General features: G+C 47.3%; 10 protein-coding genes and 4 pseudogenes. 8 read left to right on the top strand and 6 right to left on the bottom strand.

Going from position 1 to position 12,467, the window contains the following annotated elements; genetic code table 11:
* Positions 1 to 591, top strand: a pseudogene (locus H6F50_RS10290) (photosystem II q(b) protein); the annotation flags it as partial.
* Between the two features lie 141 nt (positions 592 to 732).
* On the top strand, positions 733 to 1,344 hold the full coding sequence (gene recR, locus H6F50_RS10285) for a recombination mediator RecR (protein WP_190411240.1): 612 nt from the start codon (positions 733 to 735) through the stop codon (positions 1,342 to 1,344).
* A gap of 34 nt (positions 1,345 to 1,378) precedes the next feature.
* Here recR and H6F50_RS10280 read toward each other — a convergent pair.
* The 4 genes and pseudogenes from H6F50_RS10280 to H6F50_RS10270 form a co-directional block, all read right to left on the bottom strand.
* Positions 1,379 to 2,774 (bottom strand): annotated as a pseudogene (locus H6F50_RS10280) (IS110 family transposase).
* 434 nt (positions 2,775 to 3,208) lie between these two features.
* Positions 3,209 to 3,769, bottom strand: a pseudogene (locus tag H6F50_RS10275) (response regulator); the annotation flags it as partial.
* Positions 3,770 to 3,868: 99 nt separating this feature from the next.
* Positions 3,869 to 4,258: pseudogene (locus tag H6F50_RS26455) on the bottom strand (response regulator); the annotation flags it as partial.
* 146 nt (positions 4,259 to 4,404) lie between these two features.
* A complete protein-coding gene (locus H6F50_RS10270; protein WP_190428622.1) occupies positions 4,405 to 5,022 on the bottom strand; it encodes a response regulator in 618 nt (205 codons plus the stop codon).
* Between the two features lie 789 nt (positions 5,023 to 5,811).
* Between H6F50_RS10270 and lipA the strand changes: the two genes are divergently transcribed.
* Positions 5,812 to 6,744 (top strand): lipoyl synthase, encoded by a 933-nt coding sequence (gene lipA, locus H6F50_RS10265; RefSeq protein ID WP_190428621.1) that lies wholly within the window; start codon positions 5,812 to 5,814, stop codon positions 6,742 to 6,744.
* A 183-nt stretch (positions 6,745 to 6,927) separates the two neighbouring features.
* Complete coding sequence (locus H6F50_RS10260) at positions 6,928 to 7,071, top strand: photosystem I protein PsaX (RefSeq protein WP_190411226.1); 144 nt, start codon at positions 6,928 to 6,930, stop codon at positions 7,069 to 7,071.
* Positions 7,072 to 7,192: 121 nt separating this feature from the next.
* Here H6F50_RS10260 and H6F50_RS10255 read toward each other — a convergent pair whose 3' ends face one another.
* Positions 7,193 to 8,059, bottom strand: coding sequence for a branched-chain amino acid ABC transporter permease (locus H6F50_RS10255; RefSeq protein ID WP_190411225.1), 867 nt, complete (start codon positions 8,057 to 8,059; stop codon positions 7,193 to 7,195).
* Between the two features lie 68 nt (positions 8,060 to 8,127).
* Here H6F50_RS10255 and H6F50_RS10250 point away from each other — a divergent pair, with 68 nt between their 5' ends.
* Positions 8,128 to 8,322 carry a heavy-metal-associated domain-containing protein gene (locus H6F50_RS10250; RefSeq protein ID WP_190411224.1) on the top strand — a complete coding sequence of 65 codons (195 nt, stop codon included), beginning with the start codon at positions 8,128 to 8,130 and terminating at the stop codon, positions 8,320 to 8,322.
* Positions 8,323 to 8,357: 35 nt separating this feature from the next.
* Complete coding sequence (locus tag H6F50_RS10245; RefSeq protein WP_190411223.1) at positions 8,358 to 8,807, top strand: hypothetical protein; 450 nt, start codon at positions 8,358 to 8,360, stop codon at positions 8,805 to 8,807.
* Between the two features lie 98 nt (positions 8,808 to 8,905).
* Here the strand turns inward: H6F50_RS10245 and H6F50_RS10240 are convergent, their stop codons facing one another.
* Entirely contained in the window at positions 8,906 to 9,565 is a 660-nt protein-coding gene (locus H6F50_RS10240; RefSeq protein ID WP_190428620.1) for a hypothetical protein, read from the bottom strand.
* 78 nt (positions 9,566 to 9,643) lie between these two features.
* On the opposite strand from H6F50_RS10240, the gene H6F50_RS10235 reads away from it, so the two are divergent.
* Both H6F50_RS10235 and H6F50_RS10230 read left to right on the top strand, forming a co-directional pair.
* Positions 9,644 to 11,896, top strand: a complete 2,253-nt coding sequence (locus H6F50_RS10235; RefSeq protein ID WP_190428619.1) for a heavy metal translocating P-type ATPase — start codon at positions 9,644 to 9,646, stop codon at positions 11,894 to 11,896.
* A 21-nt stretch (positions 11,897 to 11,917) separates the two neighbouring features.
* Positions 11,918 to 12,454 carry a cupredoxin domain-containing protein gene (locus tag H6F50_RS10230; protein ID WP_190428618.1) on the top strand — a complete coding sequence of 179 codons (537 nt, stop codon included), beginning with the start codon at positions 11,918 to 11,920 and terminating at the stop codon, positions 12,452 to 12,454.
* Positions 12,455 to 12,467 lie beyond the last annotated feature (13 nt).

Below are 12,467 nucleotides of genomic sequence, written 5' to 3'. Positions count from 1 at the left end.
CAAGGTTCATTCTCAGACGGGATGCCCCTAGGGATCTCCGGAACCTTCAACTTCATGATCGTGTTCCAAGCCGAGCACAACATCCTGATGCACCCCTTCCACCAACTCGGTGTAGCCGGTGTCTTCGGGGGTGCCCTGTTCTCCGCCATGCACGGTTCTTTGGTGACTTCCTCCTTAGTGCGTGAAACCACCGAAACCGAATCTCAGAACTACGGTTACAAATTCGGACAAGAAGAAGAAACCTACAACATCGTGGCAGCCCACGGCTACTTCGGTCGGTTAATCTTCCAATACGCTTCCTTCAACAACAGCCGTTCCTTGCACTTCTTGTTAGGTGCATGGCCCGTCGTCGGCATCTGGTTCACCTCTTTGGGAATCAGCACGATGGCATTCAACCTGAATGGTTTCAACTTCAACCAGTCAGTGATTGACAGCCAAGGTCGGGTCATCAACACTTGGGCAGACGTGATCAACCGCGCCAACCTGGGTATGGAAGTGATGCACGAGCGCAACGCTCACAACTTCCCCCTCGACTTGGCAGCAGGTGAGTCCACCCCAGTGGCTCTGATGGCTCCCAGCATCAATGGCTAATCGCTAGAGACAAGATATATCGCGTCTCTACATCAAAAGCGCCTCCCACAAGGGGGCGCTTTTTTATTGGGAAACTCAGATAGAGCCAGATTGTATCAATCCAATCTATCGGGGGTTTAGGATAAATATGGAAGCATACAGATTGGAGATAGGACAACGGTTTACACACGTCCCTTAGCTCGTCTCATCGAGCAACTACAACGGTTGCCAGGAGTTGGCCCGAAAACTGCACAACGTCTGGCACTGCATATTATTAAGCGATCGCCCGAAGAAGTAGAAACACTGGCTCAAGCTTTAGTTGAGGCGAAAAAGCAAGTGGGTTTATGTCAGGTGTGCTTTCACCTCTCGGCTGAACCTGTCTGCGATATTTGCCGTAACTCTAACCGCGACAACAGCACGCTCTGTGTGGTGGAAGATTCCCGTGATGTGATTGCGCTGGAAAAAACTCGCGAGTATAGCGGCAAGTATCACGTCTTGGGGGGCATCATTTCGCCGATGGATGGAATTGGCCCCGACCAACTAAATATTCAACCGCTCGTGCGGCGAGTCAGCCAGCAAAAAATTAAAGAAGTGATTTTGGCAATTAGTCCCAGTGTGGAAGGTGAGACAACAACCCTGTATGTCGGTCAATTACTAAAGCCGTTTACCAAGGTGACGCGGATTGCTTTTGGTTTACCGATGGGCGGTGATTTAGAGTATGCCGATGAGGTGACACTAGCACGAGCCTTAGAAGGGCGCAGAGAGTTGGATTAAGCAAGTAGAAGCCTAGAATCGCTAGATCCCTCTCCTAAGAAACCGTATTCGCTTTGGGCTGAGGAACAAGCTCAAAACCCAAAGCTAGAGCCTTTTTCTGGAGGTTATTGATAACTCGTTCTTGGTAACGTTGCTCATAATAATCCATGCCAATATCTTGATAGTTACCTCCTGTTGTCCAAAGTCGGTAGAAAATTCGTGCCAACTTATGAGCAGTAGCAGTGATAGCTTTGGGCGTACCCAGGCGAGAACGTAAGCGACGATAAAAAGCGCCCAAGGCAGAATTGCTCTTGCCCGCTGTTTGTGCAGCCATTCGGAAAGCATTAGCAGCAGGGTTAACTACCAAGCGAGTTCGAGAACTTTTAACTTTACCACCAGTGATGCGATTGCAAGGGCAAAGACCAAGCCAGGAAGTAAAGTGTTTCACAGTTGGGAATCGGGTAGGATCTAAACCAACCTCAGAAATAATGGTCTGTACGGTAAGGATACCAAGACCATCAATGGCAGTGAAATCCACTCCAATAATTCGGTAGAGATGGGTACGTAAATCAAAAGCGGGTTCATTGCCTTGAGGTTTATTGCGGGGGTGCTTTGGTTGGGGAAGCGGAGATTCATCGAGATTAACTTTGTCGCTAAATTCAGCCAAGCACTCCTGTATTTGGTGGTCGCAAGCGGCTATCTGAGCTTGATAGACATCGTAAAGTTGTAGTTCCTGTTGAAGTACAAAAATATGCTCACTGCGATAATCACCATTTAAAGCAGCAGCAATTTCTGCTGAGAGAGCGTTTAGCACGGTGATGCTTTTTAGCTGCCAAAAGTTGTGGGTCTTTTTCTCCAGCAACAATCGCTCGAATAATTGCCATCCCAGTAGTACCAGTGATATCGCTGACAACTTTATGCAGTTGCACATTCATCTGGGTTAAAGCCTTTTGCATCCGTTGAATATGAACACAAGTACTTTTGATAAGAGTATCCCGGTGGCGGATATAACTCCGCAGAACACAAATTTGGTCTTCCGGGCGAAAAGAACCAGACAACAATCCATAACTGTGTAACTGTTGCAGCCATTGACAGTCTAAAATATCAGTTTTACGTCCAGGTAAAGTTTTGACATGATGGGCGTTGACAAGTTTGACCTCAAAACCTCTTGTCTCCAAGATTTGAAATAACGCAATCCAATACACCCCTGTTGATTCCATTGCAACAGTTTCTACTCTACATTCAGCCAGCCAATCTGCAAGGGCATGCAAGTCAGCAGTGTAACAGCCAAAACGTCTTACACACTCGGATGCTCGGTCTTTTGGTACACTCACCCAGTGAAATTCTGAACCGATATCAATACCCGCTGCATTTGGGTTGATTAGTCTTAAGTCGGAAGTTTCATTCGTACTTGGTTGATGGCAACGGGATTTGGACTTTGGTGTTTTCATCATCAAAGGCTTCCTCACGAATGCGGAGTCATACTAGCAATTGGAGGTGTGCCCTGACCTGGGTTGACGGATGAATACAGTCTCCTAAACGGGATAATGGTAGCAACCATTTCACCAATGTCATAACCGTCTCAACCCAGAACCAAGCTTCTGTACGGGCGACAAAGCACCATTGGGGGATTGGTCTTAACTGTCAGGACACAATAAAAGTGTAGTTTTTTTCGGTGCATCTTAATTTTGTTTCTTCCATCCATAACGGAAGCCAGTGCGTCCGTAAACAGCTTCTGTCAAACTGGGGTGAAAGCTTGATTTCTCGCAGGCTGTAATAGCGTAAATTCATAGAATTCTCTCAAAATGACACAAGAGGGAGATTAGCAATGAGTCATTAGCAGCCAGTAGATAATCTGGGTATTCTAGTCACTTAAATAGGGCTTCTAACTCAACTTTTGCTTAACGAAAGCCATCATCTGAGCCAATTGTTTTTTCAGTGCCGGAATTTCAGCAACTTGTTCCTTCAATCCCTTAATTTCAGCCTGCATTGCCGCCATTTTTTCATTTAATGCCTTAATTTCAGCAGATGCATCTGTAGAGTCAGCAACGACTGCGGTTGTCTGAGCAGAAGGTGTTCCAGCTTGTGGGCGTGGCAATTTGGCTTTAGCGATCGCCGACTGGATTGCCTGATTTAAGTGCTTCTCATTGAAGGGCTTCTCTAGGAATTCAAAATACTCAAACGGTTCTGAAAGTTTCTCCATCACTTCCGCTTTCCGCCCAGAGATGACCACTAAAGGAATCATCTGGAGTTCGGGCGAAGCTTGAAGTTGCCCAAAAACCTCCCAACCGCTCATGCGAGGCAGAATCCAATCCAAAATAATGACATTCGGATGCTCCTGACGGATGAGATTAAGTCCCTCTTCCCCATCTTTTGCTTCTAAAACTTGAAAGTTGCCCGGAGGTAACATTTCTGGCAATGAAGCCCGAATTACTTTAGCATCATCAACAATTAGGATTTTTTGAGTCGCTCGCGCTTTCTGAACGTCGGGAGCCGTTGGGGTGCCTTTAGCGGCTGGTGCTGTTTGGGTAACAGCCGCAGCCGCTTGCCGCCGGGGCAGTTTCGCCTTAGCCATTGCTGATTTCATCGCCTGAATCAGCGTCTTCTGCTCCAACGGCTTGGCAACAAATTCAAAATACTCAAACGGTTCTGGAATTTTGTGTGTAACTTCTTCTTTACGTCCTGATGTCACCACTAAAGGAATCTTTTGGAGTTCCGGAGAGACTTGAATTTGTTGAAAGACTTCCCAGCTACTAGGCTGAGATGACAGGAAATCCAGCACGATTAAATTGGGGCGTTCTTTTCGGATTAAATTCAGTCCTTCTTGAGAGTCTTTTGCTTCGAGAACTTCAAAGTTACTCTGGGGCAATAGCTTTCGGACTAGACTCCGACTGGTGCTGCTGTCATCGATAACCAGGATCTTGTTACTTGGCATAACTAACTCCTAGGAGTGGTGACTGAGGACATTCCATGAAACAAGAAACTCAACCGTAAGAACGCCCCGATTACGAGTCAGATGAGCTGGAAGATTGAATGGGGACAGGATCTAAATGCTGAGGTGTATTCTATAAATGCTAGCGATTACTTCAGCTTTTGTTTAATGAATGTCACAATTTGAGCTAGCTGTTTTTTCAAGCCATCAACCTCACTAGGTATCGCTGCCATTGGAGCCACCTGTTTCTTCAAGGCGTCAATCTCAGCTTGCATCTTGGAAATCTTGGCATTTAACTGCTGAATGTCTGCTGACGCAACCCCTGTGTCTGGTGGGACTGTATCCTTAGCGACGACTGCCGGCGGTGCTGACGGTACTACCACCGGGCGGTTTCTTGCTTTTGCCATCGCTGTCTTGATAGCGGCAATCAGTTGCTTCTGGTCAAAGGGCTTGGGTATGAATTCAAAATATTCAAAAGGTTCTGAGATTTTCTCTGTCACCTCTTCTTTCCGACCAGACATTAAAACGAGAGGAATTGACTGAAGTTCGGGCTTACTTTGAATCTGCTGAAACACCTCCCACCCGCTCATTTTGGGCAAGAGAAAATCTAACATAATCAAGTTCGGGTGTGACTGGTAGATCAGATTCATGCCTTCCAGACCGTCTTTTGCTTCTAAAATTTCAAAGTTACCCGGTGGTAACATATCTCGTACTGTATTTCTGATCACTCGACTGTCATCAATCACCAGAATTTTGTGACCTGCCACGACTGACTCCTTAGGGGTAATTTAAAGAAAAACTAAAGTTGATTTGAGCCGACTGCTGCCTTGCCGCTAATTTCAGCAAGATGAGCGGCTAGCAGAAAACTGCCTCGCGTTCATACCAATCAGGATAATTTGGAATGTGTAGTACAAGTGTGTCTGCGCTACAGAACTATGATTTCTATACCCGATTACGGTAAACCAACGCTAGCGCCGTAATGGGGATTCTCATGAGTGCGTGGTATACAGCAACACAATGGCTTGCCTGATATCCTCACTCTTCGATCGTCTTGACATACAAAAACATAAAGCCAAAAAGCTAGCAGCGTGCCTAATTCTAGATTAATCCGGTCTGACCTGAAAGGGAAAAAAACTAAGGCAGAAGCAGAATCAGAGTTAGAGTCGAATGATTTAAGATTTGTATCATAGGACTGACGCATTGCCCGACAACGTAGGGGCTTTTTTGGGTTGTGCCTGTACTGGCTATCCTGTACTGGCTATATAGACAAAAGCGCAGGAAAGCAGGCGAGATAGTGGTTCTCACTCGATCGGAACCTCACCCCCAGCCCCTCAACCTTCACGGAGAGGGGAGAATATTGAACCAAATCCGCGAACAGAGAGGGGAAATATTAAACTCAAATCCGCGAACAGAGAGGGGCTGAGGTGGGGTTAAACCGTACTGCATCCAATAGAGAGTTGCTATGGAAATTGTTGTAAGCTCTTGAGTTTAGGAGTTTGGCTGCGTAAGTTCTGTATTATACGGATGCTCATTGAGCTGGTAGCCCAGAAAAAAACATGAATTTGCCTACCGAAACGAATGCTCGACAAATTCAGCCTGATGTACAAGCGTGGAGGTCAGAAATTGAGGCGCTACCGCCTTGGTTGCGACGCTCCATCGGGAAAGCAAGCGACATTTCGACGGTGCAGCGAATTATTAAGCAGCGGCAAATTCACACGATTTGCGAAGAGGGGCGCTGTCCGAACCGGGGAGAGTGTTATACCCAAAAGACAGCAACGTTTCTGCTGATGGGGCAAACTTGCACCCGTGCCTGTGCTTTTTGTCAAGTGGAGAAAGGGCACGCACCGATGCCATTAGATCCGGAAGAACCGCAAAAGGTGGCTCAGGCGGTGCAGTTGCTTTCTTTGCACTACGTGGTGCTGACTTCGGTGGCGAGAGATGATTTGCCGGATGGGGGGGCGAGTTGGTTTGCGGCGACGATGGCAGCGATAAGACAGATGAACTCGGAAACGCTGATTGAGGTGTTGACGCCAGATTTCTGGGGGGGTAAGGATGCGGTGGAGAAACAACGGCAACGAGTCGCAACGGTGGTTGCAGCGTCACCCGTTTGTTATAACCACAATATTGAGACGGTGGAGCGTCTGCAAGGACGGGTGCGACGGGGGGCACAGTATGAGCGATCGCTTGATGTTCTCCGGATTGTGAAAGAACTTGACTCCACAATTGCCACGAAATCCGGCTTGATGCTGGGACACGGAGAAACGGAAGCCGAAGTGATTGAGGCGATGACCGATTTGCGGGATGCTGGATGCGATCGCATTACCCTCGGTCAGTATATGCGCCCTTCCCTAGAACATCTACCAGTCCAAAAATACTGGACGCCAGAAGAATTTGAGCATCTGGGAGCGATCGCGCGGAAAATGGGCTTTGCTCACGTCCGTTCCGGTCCCCTCGTCCGCAGTTCCTACCACGCGGGAGAGAGTGTTTAAAGTCAAGAAACCACGGGAGGAAAAAAGAATTTTTCCATTTATCGTGCATCGGGAAAGCGCCTATCAAGGTCTACGCTGCTTTCAGGAAGACTGCGGTAAATGAAAATATTTCTATCGAGCCGTGCTAATTGTGACAGCTCTTTGGTATTTCTTGATAAAGTCCAAAATTAGGAGCAAATGCTTATGACTGCACAAGCCAAGAAACCAAAAGGTTCTCTTACCCAAACGAGTAAGCCTCCCTATCCTTTCCGTACTATCGTTTCGCTGATCCTCTTAGCTGGTAACTTCCTGGTTGCAGCGATTTATTTCCACATCATCAACCCGTAATCCATCTCTAAGAAAACTGAATCTACAGTTTTGAGGTTAGGGCGAATGACAACGATGAAGGCGGAAGGGCGAAGGATGGATAGCCTGTTGATTCATCCTTCATCCTTCATCCTTCATCCTTTTATAGGGTGCCCTTGAACAAGCCTTGGGGACGGACAAGCAGAATTAAGACCATGATCAAGAGGGCAACGCCCTGCTTGTATTCAGACCCCAGGAAGGGGACGCTGAGTTCTTGGGCGATACCAATTACCAACGCACCTGCGATCGCGCCGTAGGGGTTGCCTATCCCGCCGAGAATCACCGACGCAAACATCGGCAAAATCAAAAACCAGCCCATGTTGGGGCGTATGCCCGTAATCAGCCCGTACATGGCTCCTCCCAGGGACGTAAAAACGCCGGTAATTAGCCAAGTCCAAATCACCACGCGCTCAACGTTAATGCCTGAGACGCGAGCCAGATCGATATCATCCGCAACTGCTCTCATTGCCTTCCCGATTTTGGTGTTCTGCAACAGGAAATGCAGCCCCAACATTGCGAGGACGGCTAAAACCATGACAACGATCCGGTAATAAGCTACGTTGACGCCGAAGATGTTGAGGGCGGAGGCAATTGGCAAATTGTAGCGCTGGTTGCCTCCTCCCCAAATGAAAATGATGCCATTGCGGAGAAACAAGGCAAGTCCAATCGAGATGATGATCAGGGTGGTAGGGGAGGCACGGCGTGCCCGCATTGGTTTCCAGAGCAGCTGTTCGCTCAGTAGCATCGCCGCCACCGTTCCCCCCGCGCCTAGAATCATTGACAGCCAAATATTTATCCCACTGATATTCGCTAACCAGGTAAGATACGCGCCCAAGGTCATAAAATCGCCATGAGCAAAGTTGGAAAGGCGCAAAATTCCATAAGTCAGCGTTAGACCAATCGCCGCTAGCGCAATGATGCAACCCACGGCGATGCCATTCACAATTAATTGAGCAGTTTGTACATCCATTTACTTGACTCTCCAGTTGACTGGAGATTTTATAATAGCGATTGAAACAATAATCCTGAATTTACACTATGACACTACAACTGAAAGTTCCCAGCATGGCTTGTTCTGCCTGTGTAGACACGATTTCTAAGGCAGTTGCCACTCTTGACCCCACCGCGAAGGTAGAGGCTGATACCAAAACCAAGCTTGTAAGTGTGGAAACACAACAGCCAGCAGACAAAGTCAGGGAAGCGATCGCGAACGCTGGATATCCTGTCGCCTAGCGATAAGATTATCGCAAAGGTTAGGGGAAATTTGGATGCAGCAGTGGAGCAGAAAATTAACACTCGTCTTCGCCGCTGGCGCTTTGGGAGGACTGGCAAATAGTCTTGCTGTTTGGCTGTTTGGAGTTCTGGGCATCACTGCTGCCTTGGGGGTGAAAATTGCGCCAGCTTTGACCCCAGATTGGCTGTATCCTCGCATCGTTTGGGGCGGTTTATGGGGATTTCTCTTTGTCTTGCCTTTTCTGCGTTACCCCTCTTGGTTGCGAGGGATTGTCTTGCGAGGAATTGTCTATAGTCTTGCGCCGACACTGGCTCAATTACTGATTGTATTTTCGGTGAAAGCGAATCAAGGGCTGCTAGGGTTGAAATTGGGAGTTTTAACTCCACTGTTTGTATTATTTTTTAATGCAATTTGGGGCATCGCTGCGGCTTTTTGGCTTCAGTTTATCGAAGAAAAGCGAATTTCAACAAATAGCTACGAATAAGGCGATTTTCTTTGATTAGTTAGCCAGCCCTTCAAATCCCAAACTTCGAGAGAGAAGTCGGGTATCTCGCCTTCACAAACCATTTAAGAGTGCGATATTCAGCCGTATACAAAATCCGCTTCGGCGCGACAACCCTTACAAATTCCGTAAGCAGTGTCATCAGTACCTTCTAGCCATTCAAACTCTGTGCTTTTGCAGAAGGGACAGTACGCAGTGCTAGGTAAATTGCCAATGATACACTTCCATTTTGGTTCATTAAATGTTAATTCCTGCTCTAGTGAAGTTGCGGAATTAACAGGTAAACGCCATATTTTTTCTAGTAAATCATTTACCCTAGCCGCTACGTCATTGATGTCTTGGATATTTAAGTAGCCACATCGGACAGCGCGACTTATCAAGACATCGGTTTTCTCCTCAATATGAACTAAAGTGCTGTTAGGAGCGATCGCTCTACATTCCCAGCCAGCAGAGATAGGGACTTCTTTTTGGTATGCCAAAATTAAGCGATCGAAAACGTTGAGTTGATTTTCAGTAACAAAAGCAACCCAGCGATCGCCCCCAATTCGTTTGAAAGCTTTACCGAGATGAGCTTTTAACAAAGTATCGAATTCTAAAATATCTTTATCTACTTCTTCGTGACCTAAGTAAAGGTTGCGCCGCTTCGTATCAGCCAAATCAAAAATTGCTAGATAACCAGGTAACAATGGCTCTATGCAAAGCTTTAATTCTGCAATTAGCTGGTCGCGATACATAGGCACACAAAATTTTTTCTCTACCCCCTTGACTCTCCAGTTAACTAGAGAGATTAACCTAAAATCATCGAGTTAGAGAAAGTTATGGAAACACATTCTCTGAAGTTACAAGGAATGAGTTGTGCGGCTTGCGCCGGTGCGATAGAAAAAGCGATTCGCCATGTTCCAGGCGTCAGCGAGTGTAACGTTAACTTCGGCATGGAACAGGCGACTGTTAAGTACGAGCCTCAGCAAACGAGTTTAGAGGAAATTCAGCAGGCTGTCACCGACGCCGGATATACAGCCGCGCCAGTTCGAGAATTCGGAAGCAAAGAAGATGATACCGAAGCAGCCACCCGCCGTCAGGAACGGCAAGATTTGGCGCGGAAAGTGGTATTCGGCGCAGCGATTAGTATTGTGCTGGTGGTGGGGTCAATCCCGGCAATGACTGGGTTGCACATCCCTTTAATTCCGGCATGGTTGCATAATTCTTGGGTGCAGCTAGTGTTGACAACGCCGGTTTTATTTTGGTGCGGTCAATCCTTTTTCACAGGTGCGTGGAAAGCTTTGAAGCGTCACGCGGCTGATATGAATACGCTGATTGCGCTGGGTACAGGTGCGGCGTATTTCTACTCGCTGTTTGTGACTGTATTTCCAGGATTCTTGGAGGGAATTACAGATGTCTATTACGAAACAGCGGCGGTTGTAATTACTTTAATTCTGCTAGGACGGTTTTTAGAAACTCGCGCCAAGGGACAAACGTCGGAAGCGATTCGCAAGTTGATGGGTTTGCAAGCGAAAACGGCGCGTTTGATCCGCAATGGACAGGAAATCGATGTTCCGGTTGAAGCTGTCCAAGTTGGCGATGTGGTTTTAGTGCGTCCTGGCGAACAAATCCCCGTGGATGGGGAAGTGGTAGAAGGTACGTCTAGTGTCGATGAAGCGATGGTGACGGGTGAAAGCTTGCTCGTGAAGAAACAGGCGGGGGATGAAGTGATTGGGGCGACGATTAATAAAACTGGCAGTTTTCAGTTTCGGGCGACGAGAGTTGGACGAGATACCGTTTTGGCTCAAATTGTCCGACTAGTGCAACAAGCGCAAGGTGCCAAAGCCCCCATTCAGCGATTGGCGGATCAAGTAACCGGGTGGTTTGTGCCAGTGGTGATTGCGATCGCGATCGCTACTTTCATTATCTGGTTCGACGTGATGGGCAATCTCACAATGGCCCTGATGACAATGGTGGGAGTGTTAATTATTGCTTGTCCCTGTGCTTTGGGTTTAGCAACGCCGACTTCTGTGATGGTGGGAACCGGAAAAGGTGCAGAAAATGGCATCTTAATTAAAGGTGCTGACAGTCTGGAAGTGGCGCATAAAATTCAAACGATTGTGTTGGATAAAACGGGGACTCTGACTCAGGGAAAACCCACTGTTACCGACTACATCACGATGGTAGGAACTGTCCACAGCAATGAGATAAAGCTATTAAAGTTAGCGGCAGCAGTTGAACGCAATTCAGAACATCCTTTGGCTGAAGCGGTTGTAAGGTATGCCCAATCTCAGGAAGTGCAGTTTCCATTGCCGGAGGCGAAAAATTTTGAAGCGATCGCGGGTAGTGGCGTTCAAGGAATTGTATCCGACCGACTGGTGCAAATCGGTACTCAGCGTTGGATGGATGAATTAGGGATTGAAACGCTACCTTTGCAAGGACAAAAAGTTGCTTGGGAATCTGCGGGTAAAACTGCCGTTTGGATTGCGGTAGATGGCGAAATGCAGGGATTGATTGGCATTGCCGATGCCCTGAAACCCTCTTCAGCAGGCGTTGTGCGATCGCTACGCCGGATGGGTTTAGAAGTGGTGATGTTAACGGGGGATAATCGCAAAACAGCAGATGCGATCGCGCAAGAAGTCGGTATCACGCGAGTGTTTGCGGAAGTCCGTCCCGACCAAAAAGCCGCTAAAGTCCAGGAACTGCAAGCCGAAGGTAAAGTAGTGGCAATGGTGGGCGATGGCATCAACGACGCCCCAGCACTGGCACAAGCAGACGTGGGGATAGCGATTGGCACTGGAACCGATGTCGCGATCGCTGCTAGCGACATCACTCTCATTTCTGGCGACTTGCAAGGTATTGTTACTGCGATTCAATTAAGTCGCGCCACGATGCAGAATATTCGCCAAAATCTCTTCTTTGCCTTTATTTACAACGTCGCTGGAATTCCAATCGCTGCTGGTATTTTATTCCCGATTTTCGGTTGGTTACTGAACCCAATGATTGCGGGTGCAGCGATGGCATTCAGTTCGGCTTCTGTTGTCAGTAACGCTTTGCGCTTGCGGAATTTTCAGCCGCGAGTAAATCTCTAACTACATAGAAAAGGAGGAAATATGGTAACTCAAAAAAAATTGTTGAGTAATCTTCTGGTTTTGTGGATTTTGCTCTCGGTTTTCTCAGGAACACCCGCAAAAGCCGCTTCAGCCGAGGCACCAATGCCCACAAACCAATTTCGTCAAATTAAGCAACCTTTTGAGCTAAAACTGGGTCTTACTTTAGGCGGGTTGGCTTTAATTGGGTTAGAACTTTGGTGGTTTCTGGTGAGTAAAACTCAAGCTCAACAAGCGACAGCAAATCAAGGAATTCAGGAACTGACTATCCAAGTAGATGGCGGTTACGATCCAAATCGAGTCATCGTGAAAGCAGGGCAACCTGTGCGGCTCAATTTTTTCAGAAAAGACCCCAGTATTTGTCTGGAAAAAATCATTTTACCGGATTTTCACATTGCTAAAGATTTGGATTTGAATCGGATGACACCTGTGGAATTCATACCAAAAACCCCAGGCGAATATCCCTTTACCTGTGGAATGAATATGGCTAGAGGTGTCTTGGAAGTAAAAGCAGCCGGAACGGCAAATCAAGAGGAGTAAAATAATGAAAAAT

The sequence above is a fragment of the Coleofasciculus sp. FACHB-712 genome, assembly GCF_014695635.1.
In the GTDB taxonomy this organism is placed as follows: domain Bacteria; phylum Cyanobacteriota; class Cyanobacteriia; order Cyanobacteriales; family FACHB-T130; genus FACHB-T130.
This window is presented reverse-complemented; position numbering and strand designations above follow the sequence as displayed.

What these genes read in the sequence shown, in the direction of transcription:
- H6F50_RS10255 (WP_190411225.1), bottom strand. Translation starts at nt 8,059, where the DNA reads ATGGATGTACAAACTGCTCAATTAATTGTGAATGGCATCGCCGTGGGT.
- H6F50_RS10260 (WP_190411226.1), top strand. Translation starts at nt 6,928, where the DNA reads ATGACTGCACAAGCCAAGAAACCAAAAGGTTCTCTTACCCAAACGAGT.
- H6F50_RS10245 (WP_190411223.1), top strand. Translation starts at nt 8,358, where the DNA reads ATGCAGCAGTGGAGCAGAAAATTAACACTCGTCTTCGCCGCTGGCGCT.
- H6F50_RS10230 (WP_190428618.1), top strand. Translation starts at nt 11,918, where the DNA reads ATGGTAACTCAAAAAAAATTGTTGAGTAATCTTCTGGTTTTGTGGATT.
- H6F50_RS10235 (WP_190428619.1), top strand. Translation starts at nt 9,644, where the DNA reads ATGGAAACACATTCTCTGAAGTTACAAGGAATGAGTTGTGCGGCTTGC.
- H6F50_RS10250 (WP_190411224.1), top strand. Translation starts at nt 8,128, where the DNA reads ATGACACTACAACTGAAAGTTCCCAGCATGGCTTGTTCTGCCTGTGTA.
- lipA (WP_190428621.1), top strand. Translation starts at nt 5,812, where the DNA reads ATGAATTTGCCTACCGAAACGAATGCTCGACAAATTCAGCCTGATGTA.